This window comes from Brevundimonas sp. Marseille-Q4549, from assembly GCF_976940555.1.
On record NZ_CDRHXG010000001.1, the window covers coordinates 1,330,284 to 1,356,445 of the forward strand.

At 66.4% G+C, this 26,162-nt stretch carries 31 protein-coding genes and 1 tRNA gene; 8 read left to right on the top strand and 24 right to left on the bottom strand.

Annotated elements, in window-relative coordinates:
• Positions 1-4 precede the first annotated feature (4 nt).
• From folB to ACWPV3_RS06610, 3 genes are all read left to right on the top strand, one after another.
• On the top strand, positions 5-403 hold the full coding sequence (folB, locus tag ACWPV3_RS06600) for a dihydroneopterin aldolase (protein WP_409411714.1): 399 nt from the start codon (positions 5-7) through the stop codon (positions 401-403).
• Positions 404-498: 95 nt separating this feature from the next.
• Positions 499-1,182 (top strand): hypothetical protein, encoded by a 684-nt coding sequence (locus ACWPV3_RS06605; RefSeq protein WP_453977301.1) that lies wholly within the window; start codon positions 499-501, stop codon positions 1,180-1,182.
• Between the two features lie 55 nt (positions 1,183-1,237).
• The gene (locus ACWPV3_RS06610; RefSeq protein ID WP_453977302.1) at positions 1,238-1,522 is read left to right on the top strand and encodes a GNAT family N-acetyltransferase; all 285 of its coding nucleotides are present in this window, start codon (positions 1,238-1,240) and stop codon (positions 1,520-1,522) included.
• 166 nt (positions 1,523-1,688) lie between these two features.
• Here the strand turns inward: ACWPV3_RS06610 and ACWPV3_RS06615 are convergent, their stop codons facing one another.
• The 5 genes from ACWPV3_RS06615 to msrA form a co-directional block, all read right to left on the bottom strand.
• On the bottom strand, positions 1,689-2,006 hold the full coding sequence (locus ACWPV3_RS06615) for a hypothetical protein (RefSeq protein WP_312733865.1): 318 nt from the start codon (positions 2,004-2,006) through the stop codon (positions 1,689-1,691).
• A 108-nt stretch (positions 2,007-2,114) separates the two neighbouring features.
• Positions 2,115-4,079 (bottom strand): glucans biosynthesis glucosyltransferase MdoH, encoded by a 1,965-nt coding sequence (gene mdoH, locus ACWPV3_RS06620; RefSeq protein ID WP_453977303.1) that lies wholly within the window; start codon positions 4,077-4,079, stop codon positions 2,115-2,117.
• A gap of 151 nt (positions 4,080-4,230) precedes the next feature.
• On the bottom strand, positions 4,231-6,078 hold the full coding sequence (locus ACWPV3_RS06625) for an acyltransferase family protein (RefSeq protein ID WP_453977304.1): 1,848 nt from the start codon (positions 6,076-6,078) through the stop codon (positions 4,231-4,233).
• A gap of 65 nt (positions 6,079-6,143) precedes the next feature.
• Entirely contained in the window at positions 6,144-7,472 is a 1,329-nt protein-coding gene (locus ACWPV3_RS06630) for a VOC family protein (protein ID WP_453977305.1), read from the bottom strand.
• A 68-nt stretch (positions 7,473-7,540) separates the two neighbouring features.
• Positions 7,541-8,191 (bottom strand): peptide-methionine (S)-S-oxide reductase MsrA, encoded by a 651-nt coding sequence (msrA, locus tag ACWPV3_RS06635; RefSeq protein WP_312733861.1) that lies wholly within the window; start codon positions 8,189-8,191, stop codon positions 7,541-7,543.
• Positions 8,192-8,332: 141 nt separating this feature from the next.
• Here msrA and ACWPV3_RS06640 point away from each other — a divergent pair.
• The 3 genes from ACWPV3_RS06640 to ACWPV3_RS06650 all read left to right on the top strand — a co-directional run bounded on the left by ACWPV3_RS06640 (position 8,333) and on the right by ACWPV3_RS06650 (position 10,070).
• Positions 8,333-8,422: transfer RNA gene (locus ACWPV3_RS06640), tRNA-Ser, on the top strand.
• 185 nt (positions 8,423-8,607) lie between these two features.
• On the top strand, positions 8,608-9,798 hold the full coding sequence (locus tag ACWPV3_RS06645; RefSeq protein WP_453977306.1) for a tyrosine-type recombinase/integrase: 1,191 nt from the start codon (positions 8,608-8,610) through the stop codon (positions 9,796-9,798).
• A 2-nt stretch (positions 9,799-9,800) separates the two neighbouring features.
• Complete coding sequence (locus tag ACWPV3_RS06650) at positions 9,801-10,070, top strand: hypothetical protein (protein ID WP_453977307.1); 270 nt, start codon at positions 9,801-9,803, stop codon at positions 10,068-10,070.
• 164 nt (positions 10,071-10,234) lie between these two features.
• Here the strand turns inward: ACWPV3_RS06650 and ACWPV3_RS06655 are convergent, their stop codons facing one another.
• Positions 10,235-10,702: a GIY-YIG nuclease family protein gene (locus ACWPV3_RS06655; protein ID WP_453977308.1), complete on the bottom strand. Its 468-nt coding sequence runs from the start codon at positions 10,700-10,702 to the stop codon at positions 10,235-10,237.
• A 78-nt stretch (positions 10,703-10,780) separates the two neighbouring features.
• Between ACWPV3_RS06655 and ACWPV3_RS06660 the strand changes: the two genes are divergently transcribed.
• Positions 10,781-11,020: a hypothetical protein gene (locus tag ACWPV3_RS06660; RefSeq protein ID WP_453977309.1), complete on the top strand. Its 240-nt coding sequence runs from the start codon at positions 10,781-10,783 to the stop codon at positions 11,018-11,020.
• Entirely contained in the window at positions 11,017-11,307 is a 291-nt protein-coding gene (locus ACWPV3_RS06665) for a hypothetical protein (protein ID WP_453977310.1), read from the top strand. The genes ACWPV3_RS06660 and ACWPV3_RS06665 overlap by 4 nt, the downstream gene beginning before the upstream one ends.
• A gap of 519 nt (positions 11,308-11,826) precedes the next feature.
• Here ACWPV3_RS06665 and ACWPV3_RS06670 read toward each other — a convergent pair.
• From ACWPV3_RS06670 to ACWPV3_RS06755, 18 genes are all read right to left on the bottom strand, one after another.
• Complete coding sequence (locus tag ACWPV3_RS06670; RefSeq protein ID WP_453977311.1) at positions 11,827-11,991, bottom strand: hypothetical protein; 165 nt, start codon at positions 11,989-11,991, stop codon at positions 11,827-11,829.
• Positions 11,992-12,004: 13 nt separating this feature from the next.
• The gene (locus ACWPV3_RS06675) at positions 12,005-12,376 is read right to left on the bottom strand and encodes a hypothetical protein (RefSeq protein ID WP_453977312.1); all 372 of its coding nucleotides are present in this window, start codon (positions 12,374-12,376) and stop codon (positions 12,005-12,007) included.
• Positions 12,373-12,993 (bottom strand): glycoside hydrolase family 19 protein, encoded by a 621-nt coding sequence (locus tag ACWPV3_RS06680; protein WP_453977313.1) that lies wholly within the window; start codon positions 12,991-12,993, stop codon positions 12,373-12,375. The genes ACWPV3_RS06675 and ACWPV3_RS06680 overlap by 4 nt, the downstream gene beginning before the upstream one ends.
• A gap of 113 nt (positions 12,994-13,106) precedes the next feature.
• The gene (locus ACWPV3_RS06685; RefSeq protein WP_453977314.1) at positions 13,107-13,628 is read right to left on the bottom strand and encodes a hypothetical protein; all 522 of its coding nucleotides are present in this window, start codon (positions 13,626-13,628) and stop codon (positions 13,107-13,109) included.
• Complete coding sequence (locus ACWPV3_RS06690) at positions 13,625-13,954, bottom strand: hypothetical protein (protein WP_066551751.1); 330 nt, start codon at positions 13,952-13,954, stop codon at positions 13,625-13,627. Before ACWPV3_RS06690 ends, ACWPV3_RS06685 begins: the two co-directional genes overlap by 4 nt.
• A gap of 74 nt (positions 13,955-14,028) precedes the next feature.
• The gene (locus ACWPV3_RS06695) at positions 14,029-14,334 is read right to left on the bottom strand and encodes a helix-turn-helix domain-containing protein (RefSeq protein WP_453977315.1); all 306 of its coding nucleotides are present in this window, start codon (positions 14,332-14,334) and stop codon (positions 14,029-14,031) included.
• Positions 14,331-15,962 carry a hypothetical protein gene (locus ACWPV3_RS06700; RefSeq protein ID WP_453977316.1) on the bottom strand — a complete coding sequence of 544 codons (1,632 nt, stop codon included), beginning with the start codon at positions 15,960-15,962 and terminating at the stop codon, positions 14,331-14,333. The genes ACWPV3_RS06695 and ACWPV3_RS06700 overlap by 4 nt, the downstream gene beginning before the upstream one ends.
• Before the next feature lie 168 nt (positions 15,963-16,130).
• A complete protein-coding gene (locus ACWPV3_RS06705; RefSeq protein WP_453977317.1) occupies positions 16,131-19,061 on the bottom strand; it encodes a hypothetical protein in 2,931 nt (976 codons plus the stop codon).
• Positions 19,061-19,822 (bottom strand): hypothetical protein, encoded by a 762-nt coding sequence (locus ACWPV3_RS06710; protein WP_453977318.1) that lies wholly within the window; start codon positions 19,820-19,822, stop codon positions 19,061-19,063. The genes ACWPV3_RS06705 and ACWPV3_RS06710 overlap by 1 nt, the downstream gene beginning before the upstream one ends.
• Positions 19,822-20,445 carry a hypothetical protein gene (locus ACWPV3_RS06715; protein ID WP_453977319.1) on the bottom strand — a complete coding sequence of 208 codons (624 nt, stop codon included), beginning with the start codon at positions 20,443-20,445 and terminating at the stop codon, positions 19,822-19,824. Before ACWPV3_RS06715 ends, ACWPV3_RS06710 begins: the two co-directional genes overlap by 1 nt.
• Positions 20,445-20,849 carry a hypothetical protein gene (locus ACWPV3_RS06720; RefSeq protein WP_453977320.1) on the bottom strand — a complete coding sequence of 135 codons (405 nt, stop codon included), beginning with the start codon at positions 20,847-20,849 and terminating at the stop codon, positions 20,445-20,447. The genes ACWPV3_RS06715 and ACWPV3_RS06720 overlap by 1 nt, the downstream gene beginning before the upstream one ends.
• Positions 20,846-21,514: a hypothetical protein gene (locus ACWPV3_RS06725; RefSeq protein WP_453977321.1), complete on the bottom strand. Its 669-nt coding sequence runs from the start codon at positions 21,512-21,514 to the stop codon at positions 20,846-20,848. Before ACWPV3_RS06725 ends, ACWPV3_RS06720 begins: the two co-directional genes overlap by 4 nt.
• Entirely contained in the window at positions 21,507-22,841 is a 1,335-nt protein-coding gene (locus ACWPV3_RS06730; RefSeq protein ID WP_453977322.1) for a hypothetical protein, read from the bottom strand. The genes ACWPV3_RS06725 and ACWPV3_RS06730 overlap by 8 nt, the downstream gene beginning before the upstream one ends.
• Complete coding sequence (locus ACWPV3_RS06735) at positions 22,841-23,407, bottom strand: hypothetical protein (protein WP_453977324.1); 567 nt, start codon at positions 23,405-23,407, stop codon at positions 22,841-22,843. Before ACWPV3_RS06735 ends, ACWPV3_RS06730 begins: the two co-directional genes overlap by 1 nt.
• A gap of 48 nt (positions 23,408-23,455) precedes the next feature.
• Positions 23,456-23,842 (bottom strand): hypothetical protein, encoded by a 387-nt coding sequence (locus ACWPV3_RS06740; protein ID WP_453977325.1) that lies wholly within the window; start codon positions 23,840-23,842, stop codon positions 23,456-23,458.
• A gap of 13 nt (positions 23,843-23,855) precedes the next feature.
• Complete coding sequence (locus ACWPV3_RS06745; RefSeq protein WP_453977326.1) at positions 23,856-24,260, bottom strand: hypothetical protein; 405 nt, start codon at positions 24,258-24,260, stop codon at positions 23,856-23,858.
• A gap of 12 nt (positions 24,261-24,272) precedes the next feature.
• A complete protein-coding gene (locus tag ACWPV3_RS06750; protein WP_453977327.1) occupies positions 24,273-25,400 on the bottom strand; it encodes a phage capsid family protein in 1,128 nt (375 codons plus the stop codon).
• Positions 25,401-25,409: 9 nt separating this feature from the next.
• Complete coding sequence (locus ACWPV3_RS06755; RefSeq protein ID WP_453977328.1) at positions 25,410-26,162, bottom strand: hypothetical protein; 753 nt, start codon at positions 26,160-26,162, stop codon at positions 25,410-25,412.

The following is a 26,162-nucleotide window of genomic DNA, read 5'->3' on the forward strand; positions in this document are numbered from 1 at the left end:
CTGCGTGACATCCCCATCCCCCGCGACGCCGTTTCCGGCCGAGGAGCCGGTGCGGTTCGAGCGTCTGGACGTCTTCGTGCGCGGGCTGGAGGTCGAGGCGGGCATCGGCGTCTACGATCACGAACAGGGCCGGCTGCAGCGGCTGGTGATCGACGTGACCTTGGCGCTCGAGCCTCGGCCCATCGAAAAATTGGGCGACACCATAAATTATGAGACGGTGGCCGAGGCTGCGCGCGCCATCGCCGCCGAGGGGCATGTGGGGTTGGTGGAGACCTTCGCCGAACGACTGGCGCGGGCCTGTCTGGAGGACGGACGGGTGCGGCGGGCGACGGTGCGGATCGAAAAGCCAGGCGCGCTGAACGCGGTCGCGGCGCCCGGCTGCGAGATCGTTCTGGCGCGCTGACGCCGCGCGCACGGTTGCGTCGATCCGGCCGGGCGGCCATTGTCCGCCGGTGAGTCCTGCCGCCTGGCGCGGCGTGAGAGAAGCGTTCGAACTCCATGGCCGAAACCGGCGATCCGAAAGGCCCGTCCCGCGACGATCCCCACCGCCCGGCGGGGGACGACCCCGACGCCCTGGTCGGTTTCGTCTCTCCGGCGTCGTTGACCGGCCGGCTGCGGCCCCGGCCCGCAGAATCTGAACCGGAGCCAGAGGCCGAGCTGGACCTGTTCGATCCGCCGGCGCCGGGCCCGTTCGACCGGACCGAGCCGACGACGCCGACGGCCCGGTTCGACACCTCCAGACCCGTGACGCCACACGTGTTCACGACGCCGCAGGATGTGTCCGCATCCGCCGCGCGTTCGTATGACCGCTCCAATATTCGTTCGGCCCTCGACCCCGAACCCGCGCCCCCGGTCGCGGCGCCGATGAGCGTGTTCGCCGTCTATGTCTTGATCCTGCTGGCGGTGCCGACGCTGGGCGTCGCGGCCCTGGCGGGCCTTGCCGCTGTCACCGGGCGCGACGGCCCGCGCGACCCCATGGCCGCCAGCCACTTCGCCTATCAGCAGCGGACGCTGTGGGGCGCGGCCGTCGGCGCGGTGATCGGCGCCCTGTTGGTCGTGGTCAATATCGGCGTGGTGGTCCTGTTCTTTCTGGCGGTCTGGCTGCTGGCGCGCGGGGCCTATGGGGTGCTACGGCTGAAGAGCGGCAAGCCCATCCCCCATCCGCGCAGCTGGCTGTTCTAGGAACGAAGGCCGCCCGGTCGCCTTATTCTCCGAAATGACGATTAAGGAGGCGACGATGGGCGATCTCAGGGACGACAGGACGGATCAACGGTTCGTTCAGGACTTCGAGGGCGAAAACGGCGCGGGCCAGGTCTGGGCCGATTACGCCGTGCGCGACGGCGTCCATTTCATCCTGCATGTCGAGGCCGAGCCGTCTCTGCGTGGCTCGGGGGCGGCGGGCCGGTTCATGCAGGCTCTGGCCGATCATGCGCGCCAGGATGGGCTGAAGCTGGTCCCGCGCTGCAGCTATGCAGTGGCCTGGTTCCGGCGGCATGCCGACTATGCCGACGTCCTGGCTTGAGGCTGCAAGACGCCTCGTTCGGGCTTTCGATCGACATATCGGCCTCGGGTTGGCGCCAAGTCGCCGTGACGATCCCAGACGCGGGCCCAGACGCGGGCCCAGACGCGGGCCCAGACGCGGGCCCAGACGCGGGCCCAGACGCGGGCGCGTCTCGGTGGATCGAGTCTCAGCCGACGCGACCGACGATGGTTCTGATGGTTTCGGCCTTGGTCGGCAGATCGGCGGCCAGACGGGCGGCGATCTCGCGTGCGCCGACCGGATAGGCGTCGCCGCCGGCTGCGATCTCCTTGGCCTTTTCGGCGGCCTGCATCAGCAAGCGCTCTAGCTGCTCGATCTCTTCCAGCGCCAGGGCATGGGCTTCGAGCTGCAGGCGTTTGACCCGTTCCGCCGTCGTTTCGGGCGCACGCATCAGGTCGTAAACAGCGGATTCGACGCCTACCAGCCGCAGATCGGGCTTGGCTTCGCCGCCGGTCTTCTTGGTCATGGAATCATTCCCCCAGCTCAGGCTGAGCTTTCAGGGTGATCCAGTTGAAGCGCGACGTCGAGCTTGGCTGTAACGGTTGTCGCGACCCTGTGGCCGCGACGCATCGTTTTACAGTTCGGGGGCCCGGGCAGGGACCATCGCCGGGGCGACGACGGGGGCCAGGACGCCGCCGGCGACCGCGCGCAGGGGCGAGCGGGGCGTGTGCAGCACGGCCGGATTGACGCTGACGCCGTCCTGAGCGGGCGTGACCAGAAAGCCCTTCTTGGCCAGGGCGTCGCCGGAACGAACGCGCGAGGTCCAGACGCTGATCGGCGCGGCCAGCAGCAGCGGCAGGACGATAGGCGCGAACCAGGTGGCCAGGTCCGGACGGACGCACAGCGGCACGATAAAGCCGACGCCGGCGATCATCTGCCAACGCATGGCGCGGAAGGCGTCCGACCAGGCCAGACCGTCGGCGTCGCGCTGCTGGGCGGTCCAGCCGGCGTCGTGCCCCGACAGAATCTGAATGAAGGCCTTGGTGTTGGCGACCATCAGGATGGGGGCCAGGATGGCCGACAGGGCGATCTCGGCGGCCATGCCGCGGGCGATGGAACGCGCGCCCCCGAAGGCGCGGCGTTCGGCCGGGCGGCTCAGCACCAGGGCGGCGCCCATGAACTTGGGCCCGATCAGCAGCACGCCCGACAGGAAGGAGGCCAGCATGAAGGGCGTGAACTGAGGGTTCAGGATGTAGAAGAAGCTGGACCAGTCCACCGGATAGAACATCTGGATGAACAGGCCGGTCATCAGCGACGCGAGCCACAGCGGCGAGGACAGATAGGCCATGCAGCCCATCAGCAGCTGAAGGCGGCTCATCGGCGACAGACCCTTGGCCGTGATCAGGCCCAGGTGCTGCAGATTGCCCTGGAACCAGCGGTGGTCGCGGCGGATGAAGTCGGTGACGGACGGCGGGGTCTCTTCCCACGAGCCTTCCAGGGCGGCGGTGACGTGCACGGCCCAGCCGGCGCGGCGCATCAGGGCGGCCTCGACCACGTCGTGGCTCAGGATGTGGCCGCCGAAGGGCTTTCTGCCTTTCAGGTGCGGCAGGCCGCAGCAGTCGGCGAAGGCGCGCGTGCGGATGATGGCGTTGTGGCCCCAGTAGCTCGACTCCGAACCGGTCCAGTAGGCCAGGCCGGCGGCGGCCACGCGGCCGTACAGGCGCACCGAATACTGCGACACGCGGGCGAAGATCGTGCGGGCCTTGATGATGACCGGAGCGGTCTGGATCAGGCCCACGCCGGGATTGCGCTCCATGGCGTCGACCATGCGCAGCAGGGTCTCGCCGGCCATGGTGCTGTCGGCGTCCAGGACGATCATGGTCTCGTAGGCGCCGCCGAAGCGACGGATCCAGTCGGACAGATTGCCGACCTTGCGTTCGGTGTTCTGCAGGCGACGACGATAATAGGCCTTGCAGCCCGCGCCCTGACGGAAGCTCTGGAACACCGACAGTTCGGCGGCGGCGGCCTCTTCCTTGGTCGAGTCGCTCAGCACGAAGATGTCGAAGGCGTCGGCGGCGCCCAGGCGCGCCAGCGAGGCGTCGATCTGGGCCAGGCGCGCGAAGGAAGCGCGGGCGTCCTCGTTGTACAGCGGCATCAACAGGGCCGTGCGCGTGCGCGGCAGGGCCGGATGCGGCGAGAAGGCCAGGTCGGCCTGATCCTTGCCGCGCAGCATGACGAACAGGCCCATCAGGCCGCTGACGAACCAGCAGGAGATGGCGGTGATCAGCACCATGAACAGGCCGAACGCGACCATCTCGGTCCCGTCCCAACCCTTGCGGGCGTACAGATAGAAGGGGGTGATGGCCGAAAGCGCGGTCAGGACGATGGTGCCGGCCAGCAGCGTCAAGCGGCGCAGGGCGACCGCGCGGGGCGAGGTGGCGGGCGTCGTCTGGGAGACGACCGCCGGGGCTTCCAGCGACTGGACGGGCATGGCCAAGGGCGCCTCGTCCGGCAGCCACGACCAGGCGGGCGCCTGCGACGCCGCGTTCATCGTCTCGACTTCAGCCTGGTCGACAGGCCGGATCGCCAGCTTGTTCATGCCGCTCTGGACGCCCCCGAGTTGACCGACCGTCATTCCGAAGGCAGGAACGACGCGGAGTGCTGCGCTGCAACACGACCTGCATCATCGATCACATTCGCGCGATTTTCAATCACGCAATGTTGATGTCATCAAGAATTCGGGGAGTTTTTCACAGCGGAACGTCGAAGGCGTCCGCATCGCGGCGGCTTATCGGCGATTCCGTGGCGACGGACAGCAGTTTACGGTCCAGAACCCAGGCCGCAACCCCCACCCAGCCGACCAGGACGATGGCGTAGGCGCGCTCCCACCAGCCGACATTGGCGTCATTGACCGTGCCGGGCAGAACCAGATGCTTGGTCAGGACGGTCAATACCGCCATGACGATGAAGGTCGCCGCCAGAAAGGCTTTCAGCCGGGGCATGTCGCGCCGCCGCGCCAGACCCCATAGCAAAAGCAGCGGCGCCAGCTGAATTCCCAGGGCCAGGTTGATGACCATGTGGCGCGGGTCGGGCCACGGATAGAGGGTCGATCCGGCCATGCCCGCTCCCGCCAGTACGAAAACCACGGCGATGACGACGCCGGCGACGCGCGCGCCGGTCAGGGCGAAGATCGCCAGACCGAACCCCAGCCCCGCCAGCGCCGCCATCATCCCCGCGACGAAGACTCCGCCGTTGAAGATGATCGGCGCCTGGGCCGAGGCGCCGCCCAGTTCGCTCAGATACTGGGTGGCGTTGTCGAAGCCGGGATAGGTCAGGATGGCTATGGCGACGACGGTCAGGGCCAGAAGCGGCGCGGCCACCCCCACGCCCAGCAGGCGGCGACGCCGATCATAGGGTCGGCTGGGCCGCAGCAGGGCCTTCAGGTCCAGCGGCCAGGGGCGGCCGTCCAGCGGTTTCAGCCCCCAAAGCGGGCGGATGGCGGGAATGCGTTTGACCACCTCATAGACCGCCAGACTTCCCAAGAACGTTGTCGTCGCCAGCGCCAGCGCCTCAAGCCCCGCCGGCAGGTTCGCCGGCCGCAAAATCCAGACAGCGGCGACCAGGATGGTCTGGTGGGCCAGATAGAGGGGAAAGGTCGCCTCGGTCAGATATTTCAGGACCGGACCGCCCTTGTCGCGCAGGTGTCGGCTGCCGAAGCCCAGGATGGCGACGATGACGCCCCATTGATCGACGCCGTAGACCAGGGCCCGCGGGACGCCCCAGAAGGCCCCGGCGCCCGGGTGCCAGACCTGCACCATCATGATCGGCAGGGCGACCAAGCCCAGGGCCAGTCCGACCCAGCGATACCGCTCCATGTCGCGCCACAGGCCCTCGCGGCCCACGATGCAGAAGCCGAACAGGAAGGCCGCCAGCGACAGGGCGTGATTGTACCAGTCCCAGTGAAGGGTGTTGGTGATGCCGAACCAGGGGAAAAGGCCCCAGCGGATCAGCGTCAGATAAAGGATCGGCAGCAGCAGAAGGCGCGGCCCCTTCAGCGCGCGCTCCAGCCCGTCGCCCAGGGTCTCGATAAGCCCGGGCCGACGCCACAGCAGGACGGCGATCACACTGTAGGCGGCGATATAGACGATGAACCACAGGTGGTTGACCGGCACCCCGTCGGCCAGGCCGCTCCAACCGAACTCGTGACCCAGCCAGGCGACGAAGCCGGCTGCGCCCCCTGGCCAGCCGCCCTTGTCCATCGCCTCGATCCAGGACTGGATCGGCACCAGAACCAGGGCGCCGAAGATCAGGGGCGGGACCAGCCGTTCGAACCGGGCGCGCGCGACCTGCCGCGGCGTGCGTCGCGCGGTCATGAACCGCAGCGCCGCGCCGGACACCAGGAACAGCAGCGTCAGCCGCCACGGATTGGTGATCAGGATCGCCTCGCGCATCCACGCGAAGGTATGGGCGCTGTGCACGTGCCAGTCATAGACGCCATAGACCAGACCGACATGATACAGGATCAGCAGGCCGAAGGCGCCGACGCGGATCCAGTCCAGATCGTAACGGCGTGTAGGCGGGGCGACGGGCGAGTTCACCGGCGCGTCTATGGTCCGCGCCAGGCGTCCAGGCAATATGGCGGATCGTCCCAAACGGCGCGCGATCAGGCCGGAACCGACCGCGACAGACCCAGCGCCGTCAGCGTCTCGGTCAGAGAGGCGTCCTGCTCGGCCTGATAAAGAGCCATTTCGTCCAGCACCGGACGACCCAGGGCCTGTTCGAACTCGGCCTTGGCCGGATCGACGGCATAGGCGGCGGCTCGTGCCTCGGCGCCCAGGTTGGACTGGAAGATGCCGGCCGCGCTGACGGGCAGGAAGTCCTCGTAGGTGATGGGTTCAGCCATGACGGCGCCCTGGGCGATCAGGGCGTCCAGATCGTCGGTCTCGGCCCGCTCGGCCAGGCCCTTCAGCGTGGGGCGATAGCGGAACCAGGCCAGGCCCCCACGACGCAGGGCCTCCCAGTCGTCGGGCAGGGCCGAAAAGTCCTTCTTGGCCAGGGCTTCGTCATAAAGGGCCCGACCCGTCGGCGTCAGGGCGCAGCCGCGTTGCTCGATTTCGCCGAAGCGGGCGGTGTGCACCCCGGCGACGGCGCCCTCGCCGGAGGGAAAGGCGATCGCCTCCTCCAGCGCCTTGAAGCTGGTTTGGCGCAGCAGGATGGGGCAGGCGCGGGCGGGCGGCCCCTCGATCGTCTCCTTGGGCGTGATGCCGCGTTCGGGCATGGCCGCCTGGGCCGCGTCTATGTCCAGGGTGCGGGGCGTCAGGTGGTTGATGTGCGGCCCCTTGAAGCTGACCACATCCGCGATCAGCCGGTGGGCCGCCACCAGCCGGGCGTAGGTGTCGGCGCTGACCGTGGCTTCGGCGTGCCAGCGGAAGGTCTCCAGCAATTCGGCCACAAAACGGTCGGCCTGATCCGCGTTCAGCCCGCCGTTCGTCTCCGCCGTCGCGATCAGCTCGCGCGCGCCGGCCGTGAAGATGTCGCGCCGCGCAAGGGTCTGGGCCGCCTCTTCGCGCAAGGCCGCGTCCTCGATCAACTCCAGCCGCAACAGGGAGCAGAAGACCCGAAAGGGGTTTCGGGCCAGGGCGCCGGGATCGACCGGGCGAAAGGCCGTCGAATGAACCGGCACCCCGGCCGGGGCCAGGTTGTAATAGCTGACCGGCGTCATCCCCATGACCGCGAAAGCCCGGCCGATCATCGCCAGTTCGTCCGCCGTGCCGACGCGGATGGCGCCGTGCCGTTCTTCCGACAGGCGGCTCAGTTCGCCCGAGTTCGCCAACCGGTTCGCCCCCGCCGGATCGGCTTCCAGCATGCGCGCATTGATGTCGGCCACCAGGCTCAGCAGTTCGCCGTACTGGGGCACTTCGGCCCGGTACATGGCCGACAGGGCGGCCGAGAACCGGCTGCGAATTTCGTCGGAATGGACGAAGGTGGACATGATCGCTCCCACTTTTGGCCGATCCATAGGCTGCGCGGGCGGCGCTGAAAAGCCGCCGAGCGTCGGCGTCAGGCGCTGACGCCGATCCCGATGGGGCAGACCACGCCCGTCCCGCCGATGCCGCAGTAGCCGGCCGGATTCTTGGCCAGATACCCCTGATGATAACCCTCGGCGTAGTAGTAAGGCCCGGCAGGCAGGATCTCGGTGGTGATGGTTCCGCGCCCGGCCTGGGTCAGGGCGGCCTGATAGGCGTCCCGCGACGCCTCGGCCTCGCGTTGCTGCCGATCGTTCAGCGTATAGATGGCCGAGCGATAGGTCGTGCCCACGTCGTTGCCCTGGCGCATGCCCTGGGTCGGATCGTGATTCTCCCAGAACACCTTCAGAAGATCGCCGTAACTGACGACCTTGGGGTCGAACACGACCTTCACGACCTCGGTATGGCCCGTGCGGCCGGTGCAGGTCTCCTCATAGGTCGGATTGGGCGTCAAGCCGCCAGAATAGCCGGCCGAAGTGACCCAGACCCCCGGCGTTCGCCAGAAGATGCGTTCCACGCCCCAGAAACACCCCATACCGAAAACGGCTGTCTCGAACCCCTCGGGATAGGGTCCTTTCAGTGGATTGCCGCTGACGAAATGCACCATATCGGTGGCCAGGGGCTCGGCGCGGCCGGGCAGGGCGGTCTCGACGGTGGGCAGTTCGGCGCTCTTGGCGAACAACATCGGGGGCTCCGGGTCTCAAGGGAAAAACGACTTACCCTATATGGGAACGTCACGAGCGCTTGCCGAGGGGGCCGTGGTGTTCTATCAGGCCCGCCTCCCGCTGGATCGACCATCCGGCGGGGCGCACGACGTGGCGTAAACGGACAGGTGGCGGAGTGGTCGATCGCGCACGCTTGGAAAGCGTGTGTAGGTGAAAGCCTACCGAGGGTTCGAATCCCTCTCTGTCCGCCACACCCACGCCCTCCAATGTCACCGCTTGCCAACCCAGCGCCCCGCTGCGCAAGGATTTGCGCCTTAAAGCCCGTCATCGCTGGACGGGACGCGAACCGCTCATCTTAGGGCGGGACTTAGGGCGAGCTTAGGGTGGCGACCGCTTCTGTCGTCGGCGTATGTTCTCCTTACGTTCTGGAGAGGCCATGGCGCGCGACGTAAACAGATTGAACGGCAAGAAGGTGCCGGGGATGCGCGAGCCTGGGCTCTTCGCGGATGGGGCCGGACTCTATCTGAGGATCGATCAGACCGGATCGCGGCGCTGGGTCTATATCTTCTATCGGGCCGGACGCCGGCGAGAGATGGGCCTTGGGAGCCTTGAGGTCGTCAAGCTGACCGAAGCCCGCGCGGCCGCAGACAAGGTGCGAGCCGAGATCAAAGCTGGGATCGACCCTATCGAGGCACGGCGGAAGGCGAATGCGCCGAAACCGGACACCACTTTTTCAGCCGTCGCCGCCGACCTGATGGATGGCTTGGAGAAGGGCTGGAAGTCCCCAAAGCAGCGCCCGCAATGGGAAGCGTCCCTGACCCAGCACGCCGCCGCCATCTGGAAGGCCGAGGTCAGCGCCGTTGACACCGAAATGGTCCTGAAGGCTCTGCGCGAAATCTGGACCACAAAACCGGAGACGGCTCGCCGCGTCCGGTCCCGCATTGAGATGGTACTTGATGCCGCCACGGTGCGCGGACTCCGCGAAGGCGAGAACCCGGCGCGCTGGCGCGGCCATATGGCGCGGATGCTGCCGAAGGTCAGGAAGGAGCAGGGACACCACGCCGCGATGGCCTATCAGGATGTCCCGGCCTTTCTTGAGCAACTATCCGGGCGCCACAGCATATCCGCCGACGCCCTGAGATTCCTGATCCTGACCGGCGCCAGATCCGGCGAAGTGCGGGGCGCCACCTGGGACGAAATCAGCGGTTCGACCTGGATCATCCCAGCCGAGCGTATGAAGGCCGGCCGAGAGCATCGCGTCCCGCTGTCGTCTGCCGCCATCGGGGTGTTGAACGCGATCGATGCCGATGTGCGCCAAGGGCTGATCTTCCCCGGCCTAAAGGGACCGCTGTCCGACATGGCCTTGGCGATGGTCATGCGGAAAATGGGGATTAAGGACGCGACCCCGCACGGCTTCCGGTCTGCGTTCCGTGATTGGGCCGGCGACTGCACCAACTATCCGCGCGAACTGCTAGAAGAGGCTTTAGCCCATCAGGTCGGTTCTGCCGTCGAGCGCGCCTATCGTCGGGGTTCCGCCGTCGAGAAGCGTCGGCCGCTCATGGAGACGTGGGCCGATCACTGCATGGGCGTCACCCGCGCCGATAACGTCTATCCGCTGAAGGCCTGATCGTGCTGCCGATCTCCACATGGGTCGATGACGGCATTGGCCTTGACGTGTTCTGCAACTGCGGCCGCACTGGCTATGTGCCGGCCGATGCGGCGCGGAGATTGGACACGTCCATGTCGCTACCGCTCGTCGCGCATCATTTGGCGTGCAAGGCCTGTGGATCGAAGGGCGCCGCCTTACAGGTCAGGTTCTCGATCTCGGACTATTACGACCAGGCGCGGGGCCATGGCTGTTTGATACCTGGCGGGCAAAGCAAAACGCCCCCGGCGTGAACCGAGGGCGCTTGGGGCGGGCGGTCTCACCCAGGGAACGTAATAGACCGCCCACCGAGCGGGGTGGCGCATATTGCCGGGCCACCACCCTCATAAGCCGGCTCTGCGCATTTAACTCCAGCAGCGACCATCGGTTCCTGTGAGCGGAATACGACGAAGCCGAGCTACTGCTTCTGCGCTTCTCGACGTTTTAGCTCAGCTTCAACCGCCGCCTTAAGGAAGTCGGATCGATTCTCTCCCTCGCGGCGAACCGCATCGATCCGCGCAAAGGTGCCCTCCGGGAAGCGTCCCGGCATCAAATCGAAGTTCAGTTTTGGTCGACCCACGGACAATCTCTCTGCCCGTTCACCTCGGGCGACTGCCGCCTCCGCTTGATCGAGCGCCTCGATGGCGTGAGCGGCAGAAACCCTAAACCACTCTCCCTGCTGCTTGTGATCTCGCAGGAGCCAGTGGGCGTAAGCCTCTACGGCAGGGGCTAAGGCCCGCGCAATATGTCTCTGATGTTGAAGCGTGAGGCGCGCTGCGCTCCCAGTCTGAAGCCGTCGAAGGCGAGAGACGGGATTGACGGCGATGCCAATCTTTCGCGCCCCTCGGCTACTGCCGATCACATAGACAGCCGTCTCATCACCCATAACTGATATCCAAAAACGTTGTTGCGTCGTATCTGATATCTGCTATCTGTAAGCGATATCAGCTATGGAGTGCAAGAGATGACGTATCACGCTGCCGATTTAGATGCCGCCAAAGCAGGCGTTAGTGCCGGTCAATCTGCCATAGAGGCCCACCACGCAGCCTTCGGCGTGGATGAAGACGAATTGCGCCCTCAAGGCCACCTGTTCCACATTCTGGTCTCGCTCATTGATTGGGCCGATGCACAGGAAACGCGGCCTGACTTCGATCTCGCGCTGGAAGACGCGCGGACCCACGTTCTCGCAAGGGGTGCGGCATGACTGGCGAAGTCGAGTATCGGGACTGGAAGGCCAGCTCGGGCTTCCACCGTGCAAATCCTGATCTGTCATGCACCGTGCGCGTGGATAGCGGGGTCATCAAAGTGAAGACCGAGGCGGAAGCGTTGCTGATAGCCGCTGCTCCCGATTTGAAGGCCGCCCTTATCGCCGCCAAGCAGCAAATGTGGCTTACGGCGCGCGATCAATGGACGATGCGTGACTTCAAAAACTGGGCTGTCATCCAGCAGATCGACGCCGCGCTGACGAAGGCGACGGGGGTGGAGCGATGATGGAGGCGTCGAACATCACGCCGCACGTCGCGCATCAAAGCCTGTATTGCTGGGAGTGCCGGGTTCTGACGCCGAAAGGGAGGACGACGGCGCGTCGGCACTCCTCTGGCTTGACCGTGTTCACTTGCGACGCGCCAGCCTGCGTCGCCAAGGCTACTGGGGAAGCGGGGCAATGAGCGACGGCGACGAATACGAGTATGGCGATCGTGACGGCATTACATGCCCTCGCTGTCAGGGCGACGGGACGGTTGACTGCCATTGCGGCGGCGACCTGTGCGTCTGCCTGAACTACGGAGAGCGAGACTGTCCGACCTGCGGAGGCGATGGTGAGGTCAGCGAAGAGCGCCACAACCAATACCGGGAAAGCGAACGCGAGGCCCATGCCGCCATGCGCCGCATTTGGGAGGCCGCTGAACAAGCAAAAGGCCCGCCCTCCGAAGAGAGCGGGCCTCGATAGCGGAGCCGAGGCTCGACGCTGAAGGGGGTAGGTTTGACCGACCCCCTTTGATCATGTCCCGCCTAGCCCGGTCGGGGCGGCGGCGGACAGTCCAGCCCCCGCATCCCCATCGTGTCGAAGAACCGGCAGAGTCGCCCGAGCTGGGCCGCCAGCCGATCGCCGCGCGCCTCGATGGCGATGTCGTAGGCGTCGAGCGCGGCCTCCGAATAGATCGCCTCCGGTACCAAGACCGGCTTGGGCTCAACTGCCAGATCCGCACTCGGCGGGAAGGCGGGTGTTCCCTTGGTGGCGCAACCGCTCGCAAGCGAGACGGACGCGGCGAGCGCTAGGGACAGCATCAGGGAGCGAGTTGACCGCATCGGAATAATCCTTCTGGCGGGCGTTGATGATGGGGGTTTCGATCGCGCGTTCGCCGGCTGCGGTTTCCCGCGCGCTGGCGGCCTTCGCCTCGGTCTTCTGTGTCTCGGTCGCCTGCCGATCCCGCTCGCCCTGTGCGCCCCTGTGAGAGCAATAGGCGCCGGTCAGAACGAAGGCGGCGATGATGGCGAGGATCAGCCAGCCGGTCGGGCTGAGAAGGCGGGGGATGGAACGGAGGAAGGCCAGGGCGGTCACAGCCCGACGACCTTCTTCGCAGCTGTCGTCGCGGCGATGCGCGCGTCGAGGCCATTGATGCCGCCGTTCACCTTCAGCGTCACGCCCTTCACGTCATCGCGTAGGGCCGGGACAATGCACCCGTGCTTGACGAAGAAGTTGGCGGCGGCATTGGCGGACGCGACCGGGTCAGTCCGCAGCGTGTCCGGATCGTGCTCATGACCCGCCTCACGATAGTTGGCCCGGCCTGTGATTTGCTTCTCGCCGCCACCCCGGAACCGCCAGCCATCGCCCGGCTCGGTGTTGCCCAGGTTCTTCCGTCCCCACTCGCCGCCGTAGATGATATTGGCGATCGCGTTCTGATGAGCTGGACGGCCGGGCGCGCGGCCGAACTTGCGGGCATCAGCCTCGCTGATCCGGTGCCGGCCGAACATTTTCAGCAGGCCGTCGACCGAGTAGTTCAGGTTCTCTTCGCGGGTCGTGAACCCGGCGCTTTCGACGAACATCTGACCTAGCCAGTGGGCCAGGACCAGGCCGGAGAATCCATTTGCAGCCGCTGCCGCCTCCAACGCCTCACGCGTGCCGGCCGTCGCCTTGGGCGCAAACGTGCGGAACCTGTCAGCCGGTATCAGGCTCATGGTCAGTCTCCAGATTTTTGGGGGAGGTTTGGCGGCTAAGGCGAGGTCGGCGCGGGTCGTGCCCGAACTGCTTCAGGCGGCCCGGCTGGGCGAGGACATCATCGGTCGGGCCGCTAAGCGGCGGCGCTGTTGGTTAGGATAAAGCCGGCGACACTGGCGATAACGGCGATGGCGCCGGTCAGCACCAAAAGCCGAATCCCGCGGTTTCCGTCGCTCTCCGGCGGCGGGCCATCGTCGGTGGCGGCGGGCGGGAGCATGAAGGCGGCGCGGCGGGAAAGACCGTCCATGCCAAGCAACACAAGAAGCTGAATGAATTGATGGCTCCAAGGCGGCGGCTCGCGCTCGCCCATGACGTGATCGAGATAGGCGAGGGCGGCGACAATGATCACCGTCCCGACCAACGGCAGACCGATGCTCATGTGCTGCACCTGAAGCGCGCGGCCAGGGAACAGGACCATGCAGCCGTACACGAACAGGATCGCGGCCCCGATGAAGTGGCCGCCGCGCCAAAGCATCGAGGCCGAGGCCTTTGTCTCGTAGGTCTTTCCGAGCAAGCGGCAGATCTCCAGCAGGCATGCGCCGGCCGAGACAAAAGTGATGCCCGTGTAGAGCACCATCAGCACGTGAGCGTTCATCGCTGAGGCTCCTGGTTGAAGACGGCCCGCACCACGCGGGTCAGGGTGTCGAAGAGGGCTCGCGGGTCGTTGGCGACCATCCATCCCAGCGCCAGGGCGACGCCGCGCATGTCGAGGACTGGCACGACAGCGAGGATCACGCCGTGGGTCAGGGCTTCGGCGACGATTGGACCGGCAACGATGCCAAGGCCGAGATGGAGCCATGCCTTTCGCTGAGCGACCGGATTGCCGGCCTTTGCCGAATAGGCCGTCACCAGCCCCACAGCCCCCGACAGCAAACCGCCGCACAGGCCCCAGAACGCGGGCAGTTCGCGTGGGTCGATCATCCGCCCCCTCCGATAGTCAGGCCGTAGTAGAACAGCCGTTGGGCGGCTCGTGTCGTCAGGGAGGGCGTAGGCGCCTAACCTGCTTCTGCTTCTGGAGTGGCGTAGGCGGTGATCCGTTCGTTCACCCAGGCGCGCCCCTCATCAGTCAGAACGAGACCAACCGGCGTGGCGCCGAACAGGCGAATGCCCAGCGCGGACTCGGCGTTGTCGATCCGCTTGCCGACCTTGGCCCCGTCGCCATCTTCCAGCGTCTGGATTGTCTCTCCAGCCCAGGCCTCGACGATGATCCGGGCACACGAAGCCGCGACCGTTCGCGCATCACGCAGGGACATGGCCACGGCATAGAGGGCCTGGCACTTCTCTTCTTGGCTGACGGTCATCCCGCACCCACTCCGCTGACGTTGACGTAAGACCCGCCGTTGTTTTGGCTGGCGAGGATCTGGTGGAGCGAGCCGCCGAGGTCGTAGTTTCCGACCGTATTGCCGTCCATCAGACCCGCCGAGGTGCTGAACGTGCCGCCCGACAGCGTCTTGATACCGCGCCCGCCGTTGTCGAGCGTGATGAAGCCCGGGATGATGATGCGGGAGCTGGTCGAGCCGCTCTTCAGCACGCCGTCGCCGGTGTTCTCGTGGGCGTCGACGCCCAACAGCATGACGTTGACGTTGCCAGCCTGGATGTCGAGGCCCGGCTTGCTAGCCGTGCCGGCGACCAACTTGCGGCCGCGCATGACGGGTAGGATTCCCCGAACATAGGTGCAATCCACCAGTGTCACCTGCGTGTCGTCCGCAAGGCCGAAATAGCTGTGGTTCAGATGCAGATTGGTGCAGCCGTCGAACAGCGCGCCCCCTTTGCAGGAGTCGCCGCGCGCGTGCTCAAAGTGGCCTTCCGCAACATCGGTCACCCAGAACGACTTCTGGGCCGTCGTGGTGCCCGCGACGCCGGCCGTCCCCAGCACGTTCAGCCCGCAATATGTGCCGCCTTCGGCGATGCCGAGATTGCCGCCGATCTGGCGATAGGCGGTGTGGTTCGGGCTGATCGAGCCGTTGAAGTCGATCGAGACCGTCGGATCGATGTAGTCGTAGGCATAGGCCCACTCTTTTACGAAGCCGGGGCCGCGATGCCGCTTGGCGACGATTTCGCGCAGGGTCGAGCGCTTGTAGTAGCCCGTCGTCCGCGTCTCAGCCCACAGTAAAGGACTGGCCTCGATGTCCATGTCCTCGATCAGCAGTTTCTCGACGACACCTGAGATGAAGCGCCGGAAGGTTGCCCCCGACCCGGCCGTCTTCAAATCCTCGTAGACCGTGAAGCCGCTTAGGGTGACGTAGTTGCCCTGAAGCTGGAAGGTGTCGTAGTCGCCGGCCTGGGGGACGATGACCGACTTGCAGTTGGGGCTTCCGATCAGTTGTGCGCCGTTCGCCAGGATGATCGGGCCGTTGATGTTGAACGACTGCCCCTCGGCGCCGAAGCCATGCACCAACTTGCCGCTGGTCAGCGCCGCATTCAGTCCGGCCGTATTCTGGGGCGCCGTGCGATCTGACCGGCAGAAGTCGAGGATCGACCGTTGCTCCTGCCCGGCCTTGGCGCCCAGAGAGCGCGGCAGTCCACCGGTAGCCTGGAACGGGAGGTTGTCCGCGATGTCGGGCGCGGCGTCAGTGCCGTCCTGATTGAGCTTCGTCGCACCGCTGACCAGATCCAGGGACACGCTCGGCTGGATGTCGTCGAACGCGCTGGGATTGCCGATGCTCTCGCCTGTCGCTCCGGAATAGGCCAGCGAGTAGAGGACGGGCACCTCTGTCGTACCCGCATTCGCCCAGACGGCCGGAAACTGACCGCTGCTGTTGGCGATCACTGGATTGGTCAGCGGCGTGGTCAAACCGGCGTCCGCATAGACCGTCGCGCGGGTCGTCGTGCGGTTCTGGAACACGTCCATGCGAGCGCCGGCGACCAGGCGACCTTGCCGATCGCGCGCAGGCGTGAACGAGCTGATGGCGAGCAAGCCAGCGGCCATGTGGACCTCACAGATTTTGTGGTAGAGATCGACCCATGAGGGTGATCGAAGGGGAGTTCCGGTTCGTCTCCGAGAGCGGAGGGCCGGTCAGACCAAAGCCGAAGGCGAGCCTATGGAGACGCGCGGCCGGGTGGCTCGCGCGTCAGCCGGCCTTCTGGCTTTGGGTCGTCATGCTGACGGTTGTTGGCCTGACAGAAGGCCTGTGGTGACCTGTTTGCGGAGCACCCGCTGAAGGTTGCGCGCGTCGCGCTTCGACATCCGCTGGGCAAGGAAGCCGATGACCTCTTGCGTCCGCGCCGGGTCGATCACCGCCTCGACGATGGCCTGCGCTTCCTGATCGTTGAAGCCGCGCGAGCGGATGCGGTTGAGCGCCACGCCTGCCGCCGCACGGATCGGGTTGGCCAAGTCGCCGATGGACAATCCGGCCGCGCCACCCGCATCTTGAGCGTTGGTGCTGGTTTCTGAACCCACGCGCGGACTGGCGCGCTGGGCCTGCGTCACCGAGCGAAGTTCGGCGCCGGCGCGAGCCTTCAGGCGTTCAGCATCCAGGCCAAGAGAAGCCGCCCGGCGATATTGGTCATCGTCGTACGCCAGATTGGTCAGCACGCCGCGTGCCGTGGTCGGGTTCGATCCGGCCGCCTGCATGGCTTGGCCCGCCGCCTGGCGTTGGACGGTCAGCTCGCCGGGCGTGGCGGCGGCGGCGCGGCCCACGAAGGCGTCGGTCGAACGGGCGCTGACCGGATCGGCGCTGACCGACACGAAGTTCCGCCCTGTCGTCGCCGCCTCCAGCAGGTCGCTGTCGTCCGCATATTGCCCCAGCCACTTCCGATAGCCCTCGGAGATGTTGCGCCCGGCGTCACGGACAGCCTTGCCGAGATTGGCGAGGACCGGGCCGTCAGCCGGGGCGTTGGAGCGGAACGCGCCGTCGGCGGCGTTGCGCAGGGCGGCCGAAATGTCCTGGACCTCGCGCACCGTCAGACGGGCGCCGGCCGGGTTGTCCCGTACCGTGTCCGCCAAGGAGGCGAGCCGGTTGGCGGCGTCGCGTTCGGCCGGGTCAATGGAGCCTTGAGCGCGGCGGATGGCGGCCTGAACAGCCCCCTGCGCCAGATCGCTGCGCAGCGCCTGGATGGCGTTGTCGTCCAGCGCGACCATGTCGCCGCCGAAGTCGTTGATGGCCCCGGCGTTGGCGCGTCGTGTGCTGGACAACTCGTCCATGACCGCCTGCGTCGGGCGGGCGTCTGACGACACTTCCTCGCTGGCGATGCGACGGACGCGCGACGGCAGGCGTTCCCGGCGCCCTTCGGCGAACCGAACAGCGAGATCGCGGGCCGGGGTGTCGCGGGTGGCTAGCGCACGGACGCGGCCGAGGCTGGCGTCGTCCAGGGCATCGACCGCCGTGACGTCGATGCCGAGGCCGGTCTGTTCATCCACTCGGCCCGACAGGGCGTTGACCCGTTGCGGCCCCATGCGGTCGGCGAAGCGGTTCAGGCCCGAGCGGAGAGCGTTGGGCTGGGCGCGCTCGGTCAGAGCGGCGGCGCCCGGAACGTTCAAGGCTTCGCCCGCCCGGCCGACCTGGCGACCGATGAAACGGTTGCCCGCTTGCAAGGCATTGCCGACGGGCGCCCCGACGCGGCGGCCGATGAAACCCGCGACCGGTGCGCCGACCGCGCCGGTGACTAAACCAACTCCACCCCCGACAGCAGCTTCCGGCACCCGCTGAAGCGCATTGCCCTCAGCTGAACCGAAGCCGTAGGCGCCACCATAAGCGCCGCCCGCCGCCGCAGCGCGCAGGGCGTTTGGCGCCGTAGCCAGCGCCCGGCCGCCCATTCCCGCGCCGCGCACGACAGCGCCAGCCGGAACCAGGGCCCCAGCGACCTGCCCGGCCCCACGGCTGACCGGCACGTCCTTGGCGTCGGCACGGTCAACGGCGCGCTGGATGTCCAGATTGTTGCGGAAGGCCTGGCCGAACCCATCCTGAAACCCGGAGCGTGCGCCGGGGTCCAGGGGCAGGACGGTGTTGGCGCCCGCCGCGATCTCGTCCGCCAGGCCGAAGGTCAGGGTGTCGGCTGCTCCCCGGACACCAGCATCGACCCGGCGCATCAAGTCGTTCCCGCCTCGACGCTCGGCTACGACATCATCCGGTGTCGCTGCCGGGTTCAGGTTCAGGCCGGGCCGAAGGGATTGAGCGCCCTGTTCGGGTGCGCCCCGGCTGGCGGTCGCCTCGAAAGGCTGTCCATCGCCGCGACGGACCCAGCCGCCGTTTTCCAGCAGCGCGAGGATTTCGTCGGGCGAGATGCCGCTTTCGATGTCGATCGCCGTTTCTGGCGACGAACCGGGCGTGGGGGCCTGTGGGGCAGGGGCAACGGGCCGGCCGTCGGGGCCAATGTCAAAGCCGCCGTCGACGCCTTGGACGGTCGAGGCGATGCCGGCGTAATCGGGCAGGCCGGTTTTCTCATCCACAGCGAGGCGGCCGCGCGCATCGGGATAGTCGCCCAGCGCCGAGGCCCCAGGACCAGCGGCGAAGCGCGTTCCCTTGTAGGTCTCGGAACGCGTGCGGTAGCGCTGGTCAGCAAGCTGGTCGTTGCCTCGGTCGAAGTTGATGGCGGCGACACGGGAGATTTCCGGATTTGTCGCGGCGGCGCCGGTCAGTTGACGGAGGTTGCCTTCGGCCCAGCGGAGTTCGGCTTGGCGTCCACGATCGGATACGTCGTCACGGATGAGACGGCCGAAATAATCGCCATCGAACGGGATCAGCCCCGCCACCGCAGCCGCTTGGTTGCGCAGGCTGGCGGGATCGTAGCCTTCCTGACGGGCACGCTGATAGTCTTGTTCAGCGCCGCGCATCATCAGGCCGTATTGGATCGACTTGCCCTGACCTTCGGTCAGCTTGCCGACGCCGTCGCCGCCGCCCTGCTGGAGAACCGTCAGCCCCCCGCGTGGCCCGTAGCGCACAATGTCGCCGTTCGGGAGCTTCTGGGCGCCGTTGCCGTATTCAGGCGCGGCGACCGGCGCGGCCTGCTCCCAGTTGTTCTGGTCTTTCGGATCGCCCCCGAGGAAGCGATAGCCGTCATAGACCTCTCCTTGCGTCGGACCCGCCATTACCAGCTGCGCTCCCAGGGACGGCCGGCCGGCGCGGCGGCGGGCGAGGATGAACGGGCGGAACCCGAGGACGAACGACCACTCGAGCGACCGGCTTTCGGCGCGCGGCGAGAGGCGGCGAGGGCGCCTGCGGCGCGAGGGTCGGCAGGTCCGCCTTGGATCGGCTCCAGCGCACCGTCCGCCGTCCAACGATAGCCGTTCGGGGCGTCTTCGCGTGCGGCCTGACGCACATTGGTCAGGTCGCCGGTGTAAGGGTCGATCCGGTCCAGGGCGCCGCGTTGGCCTTGCAGATAGCGGGGCTGTTCGACTTCGCCGCCCGCCGCCGTGATCAGGCTGTCCAGATCCATGTCGTTCAGGCTGTCCGGCGTGATCATGGAGATGACCGACTGATCGACACCGTCTTGCTGAAGGATCGGCAGCACGCGGCTCTGATACGCCTGCCAGCGCTGCTCGGCCGGGAGGCGGCGAAGGCCTTGGGCCCCGGCCACGAGCGTGGCGAAATGCCGGTCGCGCTTCGCCTGCTCATCCTGAGCGGTTTGCCGGGAGGCCTGCTGGTCATAGCGGCCTAGCTGAAGGCCCTCGTCGATCATGCCGTTCGACAGCAGGGCATTGCGGGCGCCGGCGGCGTCGCCGGTGGCATATTGCGTTCCGGCCATGCGCAGGGCGTTCCGGTCCTGCTCGCGAAGCAAATCCTGCTCAGCCAGCCGGTTGTTCTGAAGCGTGCTGTCGCGCATCTGGCGATAGGTGTCGAAAGCCGACATCAGAAGCCCCCCGCGAAGACCTTGGCGTATTTCGCCAGCGCATTGTTGCCGAACGTGCCGGTGATCGTGCCCCACAGACCGGCCGTGGCATCGGCCTTCTGGCCATACGACGTGGCGAGGTTCTGGGCGTTCTGCTGGAGCGCGTTCTGGCTGGCGTTAGCGGTGGCCTGGCCCGTCTGGGCGCCGGTGTTTACCGCTGTTTGACCCAGCCCGGCCATCGCCAGCAGGGCGTTGCGCTCTTGGTTATAGACGCCCGTCGCATAGTCGGCGCCGAACTTTAGCCCGGCCTTCGCCGCGTCGCCCGAGAGCAGGCCGCCCTTCGCCGCCGCCGAGGCGTTGATTTGTCGTTGGCCCGCCTGGAGGTTGGTCTGATAGCCGGGATTGGCCTCTAGCCATTTGGTGGGGTCGATCGTGCCGTCGGCTAGCCCTTGAAGCTGGCCCGTCGCCGTGTCGCCCAGTTTGCGGCTGGGGGCTGTGGCCTCCCAAATGCGGTTGAACTGCGCATTCTGAAGCGCGACTGATTGATCGGTGGCGTATTGGCTAGCCGCCGCCGCTTTGTCGGCCGCCTGCTTCTGGGCCTTGGCGGTCTTGGAAGCGCCAAAGATGTCGAGGATTCCGCCCATCAGGCCCTCCGAATGAAGTCGTGCTCGATGGGCTGATAGCCGGCCCGTCGGTAATAGATGTCGAGACGGGGGTCCGTCCGGTCGTGGCGGCTCAAGACTGTCAGGCCGGAGCCCGCCCAGCGCTCGCCCTCACGCCGCAGCGCATCGCCGCCCTTGGTGGCGTAAAAGAATACTTCGCGGGTGATGGTCTCGGCGTGATTGAACCAGAGAGGAAACCGAGCCAGCCAGAGCGTGCCCCGGTCACAAACGAGGACCAAGGCGTCAGGATTCTCCATCAGCGCCCGGATTGATGTCTCGGTGCTCACGGGGTCGAACGCGGCCTGCACGTCTTCCCAGACGGAACCAATATGGGCCTCGCGGCACAGGTCCAGGATCAGCGGAATATCGGCTTCGGTGGCGATCATGCCGACCGCTTCACGTATAGCTTGGCCACGACGTTCAATAGGCCGTTGACGGTGTCGGTCATCGCGTCGAGCCGGTAGCTCACGGCGCCCGTGGTGGTCCGAGCCACCGTGAATGTCGGAATCTCGGCCGGGTTGGCGATGTAGATGGAATTGGATGCCGGGTTGGCGTCATAGCGGGTCGAGGTGAAGTTCCACGGCCCACCGACAACCGTTTCGGTGACGCCCACGATTTCGACCAGGCGCAGGAAGCCGAGGATTTCGCCTTGGTCGCCTTGGGTCGTGGTTGGTCCAGCGTAAAGGCCGGTGCTGGGGATGATCAAATCGCCAGCGACAACCCCCGTCAGATCGACGCGGGGTCCGAACGCCCAGCCCGAACCGTCGATGTCGATGGTCAGCGATTGCACGCCCGTGTTGCCAGACGCTCCGCTCATGTCGATGGCGATGCCGGCCAGCTCCAGCGCCTGGTAGATCAAAACTAGCTGTTGGGCCTGCGTCGCCTGCACCTGGGCCAGCTGGGTCAGCACGTCAGTCTGAGCGTTCTCCTGACGCTCGATCGCCTTCATCACCGTGTCCCAGAAGCGCACGAAGGCGTTCGCCGCCTTGCCCGCTTTGTCGGAGATCGTGTCCGCCGCCCGTATGCGCGGCAGCTTGAACCCGTCAGCCACGCGACCGGCCCCCGCCGGCGGGGTTCATCTCGACACCTGAGAACCCCATCTCCACCGGATCGGTCATGCGGAACTCAAAGACCCGCCCGGGCGCGTCGATCATGCCGAGCCGGCGATAGCGAACGCGCTTGCGATACTGACCGCCGAACCCCGTCTGCGCTTCCTTCCAGTCGGACCATGTGCGGGACTGATCATCAGACCAGCGCATCTGCAGTATCGCAGGCTCACTGCCGATCGGCGATGTGCCGGGCGAAAGACTGACCTCAATGGCGTCGCACGCCCCGACGACCTCCGTCGCGGCCACAGCTGTAAAGATGCGCTCGAAGGTCGACCCGTTGTCATCCGGTCTGTCTCGAAGCGTATGGATGGCGGACCCGGCAGAGACGTAGGTTCGTTTGCCGTCATAGATGCCGGTCGCAACAGGCCAGGCCAGCTGGTGCCACTGCCCGGTCGCCACGTCGTACCCGAGCGTTTCGCTGTCCAGGCGGATGACGCGGAAAGTGTGTCCCGAAAGGGAATAGGAGAACGCCTGAACCGTGCCTGACGCTTCGATCCGCTCTTCGATGCCGTGATCGGAAATCCGCTGCGGCACGCCATCGATGCGGTAGTCGATGTTGTCCTCACCCGTGAAGAAAAGGGTGTTGTCCAGCTTCGAGATGCTGTCGCGATCCTTGCAGCCGCGCGAGATAGCCAGGCCCTCGATGCGAACGGCCGGTTCGTCGACATCACCTGTGATGCCGAACGCCTCGATCGATGACGAGCCGAACACATAGAGCGCGTCCGCCAGGGCGCGGACGGCGATGGCCGGATCGGGTTCGCGCTCGGCCGAAAAGAAGTCCAACGCGTTCCATGTCGTATCGCCGGGCACGCGGAAATAGACCGTGCCGGTGTCTTGCCGCACGGCGAACAGGAAGTTGTCGATGTCGCAGATCGAGACGACCGGCGCGCTATCGGGGAAGGCCGTGGGGATTAGGGTCGTGCCGTCGTACTGATAGACGATGCCGCCCGAGGCGACCCACAGGCCATCGACCGTGTAAGCCCACTCGACAGAGAAGGTATCATCTTCGATTAATCCGACAAGGTCTTCCCCTCTGAAAAGCTTGTTTCCAGCGACGGCGAAAAGGTCGCCGTTGAACACGCCGTCGTCGCGCCGAAGGCCTCGGATTGGCGCCCCCAGGTCGTATTCAAGCTGGAGGCCGGGGCGGGGCAGAAGGACAGAGCCGGTCGACGAGGTTGGGGCCTGCTCGTGATAAAGGTTCACCAGCCGCACAGGCGGAAGCCGCCCATTGGCGCGGGAATAGGCTGAAAGACCGAAGGGCAGCTGCATCAGGCGTAATCGCAGGGAAGTTCGCGGCGGCAGTCGCGGTCGCGATATAGCCGGCCCCGGATGGTGCGTTCGGAGCGCTGGGCCTCCAGCACGGTCTTGGCGCCGATCTCCCCGCCAAAGTCGTCAGCGATGGTGACGGCGAGCTGTGCGATCAGGCCGTTGTCGGTGTCGGCGCCGAAGGGGTTCAAATCGTCCAGTGTCAGCGCGTCGGCGCGGCGCCATTCGGTCGAGAACAGGAACAGGCCGGCGTCGGCGCCATCCAGCACATGGATGCGAGACAGGGCCGGCATATTGCGGCGCGTGATGCACCAGGTTTCGACCGTGGGCTTGATGATGGTGGGGGTGAATACCCCGACGGTGATGCGGTCGCCGTCGCGGGCGGTGATCGTGGCGGAAGAGGCGGCGTAAACGTCGCGCCAGCGTGCGCCAGTCAGGCCAGGATGTTCCAGAACGAGGGATTGCAGGCGGGCGAGGATGTCGCGCTCTTCATCTGCGGATGGGGTCTCGCCGGATGCGAGGATTTTGCCGCGGCGCATGGCGGCTGCGATGATCTCACGGATGGTCATGGTCGCCTCCGAAGAGACGCCCCCAGCCGAAGCCGGGGGCGGTCAGGATCAGTCCTCGGAGCCTTCGGCGGCCTTGCGGGCCGCTTCCGCTTCGTCTTCCAGGCGCTTGGCCTCGGCCTTTTCAGCCGCGTCCAGCTTACCGCGCAGGGTCTTGAGCGAGGCGCGGCCGTCAACGGTCACGTCCAACTCGGCGAGGCGGGCGCGGATCTTGTCCGCTTCCGCTTCGTCTTCCTTGGCCTTACGCAGTTCCTCATCGGTCAGGGCGTCGTCGGCGCCCTTGATCTCGATGTAGGGGTTGCCCTCGGCCTTGCGCAGTTGATCGGGCGTGAGCGTCACGTCTGTGAACTCGCGGCCGATCTCGTTGCCGAAGAAGTTGAGGGTGTCGAAATGACCCAGCTCGGAAGCCGGGCCGATCACGCGGGCTTGGGTGGTCATTTTCAGGCCTCCCTTACTGGCTGACGTATTCGACGGAGTAGACGATGGTCCCGTTCACCGCCGCCGTCGCCGTGGCGATGCGAACGCTGATCAGGGTCTCGGCCGTGTACTGATAGCCGAAGCCGGTCGTCGCGATGCCCGAGACGGGCGCCGTGGCGGCAGCGGTGGCGGCCATCAGGCGATCGGTGTCGCCGGCGTCGCCCACTTCGACCGTCACGCCCGCGGGGGCGGAAACGGTCACGCGCGCCATCTCAGCACCCTTCGGAACCACAATGGTCCCGAAGAGCGCGCCAACCGTCTGCTGACCAGCGGTGACCGGAATACGGCCCCCGACGTAGGTCAGCTGGTTGGAGTCGGTCGAGGTCTTGGCAGGCGCGCTGCCAGAACCCACGGCCTGGGTGGGGAAAGCTTTCGCCATGGTGCGTGCTCCTTAGTACGCGGCGAACACGGTCACGATGCCGTGCTGCGTGCCCGGGCCAACGGCGCCCGTCTCCTTGAAGAACGTCTTGTCGATGGAGCGCAGCTCCTCGGTGCCGACACCCTTGATGAACTGGTAGTCGTCGTCCTTGCGTTCCGTGGACTTGGGATCCTGACCCCAAGCGACCACGAGAGCCTGAGCCCCGCAGAGATAGCCGGCCGCCACGTTCGCACCCGCCGTGCCGACCGCGCCCAGGACGGGCAGATCGGTGATTTCGCGGATGATGACGCCGTCCCAGATCAGATCGCCGCCCTGGAAGTAGGGGTTGGATTCAACGCTGCGATCGATGCTGTCCTTGTTGAACGCCTTGATGTCCGGGTCGGCCTTGATCTTGTTGAAGGCCTGGGTCGGAACGAACAGGACGAACCACTCGCGCCCGTCCTTGTCCGAACGATAGGGGCGGATCGCGCGGCGGCCGGTGATGCGGTCGCGTTTGCGGGCCATGCCCTTGGCCACGGAGATGACCGTGGCGCCCCAGTTGTCGTTGACGTTGTCGACGTTCGCCAGCGACGACGCCATGTTGCCGGCGACCAGGTTGGCTTCCGAGTTGCCGAACAGCGCGCGGATGGCGTTGTCCGTCAGCCAGTTGTTGCGCTGGGTCGCGGTGGCTTCGGCATAGGGGACGCCGGTTTGGTCGCCGTTGTCCTCGTCGTAGCGGGCATCGTCGAACGCCACGACCGAAAGGGCGTCGGTGATGCGATCGCGCATGTCGTCGGACGACCAGATCTTCAGGCTGTCCTTGTTGGCCTTCAGAATATCGACGACCGACTTCTGGATCATCGACTTCTTCACGACCACGGCGTTGCGGCGCCAGACCGGACGCGTGCGGAACGGGTAGAAGCCCAGGCGCTCTTCAGCGCCGGTCAGCAGGCCCGCGCCGATGCCCTTGCCCTTAAGCGAGCCGACGAGGGACATGACGATGTCCTTGCCGCCGTCGATCAGGTCACGGTTGGTCTGGATCAGGGCGTTCGGAGACGCCGACATGTAGGCCGCATAGCCCGACATGTTGACGTATTCCTGCCAGTAGCTGGAATCCCACTTTGTGCGTTCCAGATCGGCAGGCACTTCAGAGTAAGCCATCGGTTTTCCTTATGAACCGAACATCCGCTCGAAGGTGCTTTCGCCGTCCCGTGCCTCGGGAACAGACGACCGCCCAGCGGATGGTGCGCCCGCCAGCGAAGGGCGAGGCGCGCGAGGGGGAGCGGCCGGAGCCGCAGGTGTGGCGGGTGCGGGCGGTTGTCCGGCCTGCTGGGCCTTCCACTGCTGGAAAGCCTCAAAATCGGTGTCGCTGAGCTGCGAGACGAGCTTGTCGCGCTTCCACTCGGCGATGATGAAGTCGAAGGGATCTTCCGATGTGGCGACGCGCTGGTTGAACAGCGGGTCTTCATCGCAACGCTTCACGCCCCAGTCGTACGCGGCCTGAACCGCGTCCTTTCCGTGCGAGACCTCAGCCAGTCGCTTCGAGAACCGGAAGTTCTGCGCCGTGACGGCCTGCGCCATTTGCTCGGCCCGGAAGTCCTCGTACCCATCGGGGTCTTGGTTCCGGTCGGGCGCCTGGCGGCGTTGCGCTTCCTGTTCTGCCCTGCGCTGACGCTCTTCGACTTCCTTGGCGCGCGCTTCGGCCTGGTTGAGCCGGTCGCGCATGTCGAGGAAGGTCGAGAGGGGCACATGATGCGGCGCCGGCTCGTCGCCTTCCACTGCCGGGGCAGCGGGGGCGGGGGCAGGCGGTGCAGCGGCCTGGGGCTGTTCCTGCGGCGCGGGTTCCGGCGCGGCGGGGGCTTCAGGCGTGAGGGCAGACGCGGACGAGGGTTCGTCCGACAGGAAGTCGGGAGTGTCGCTCAT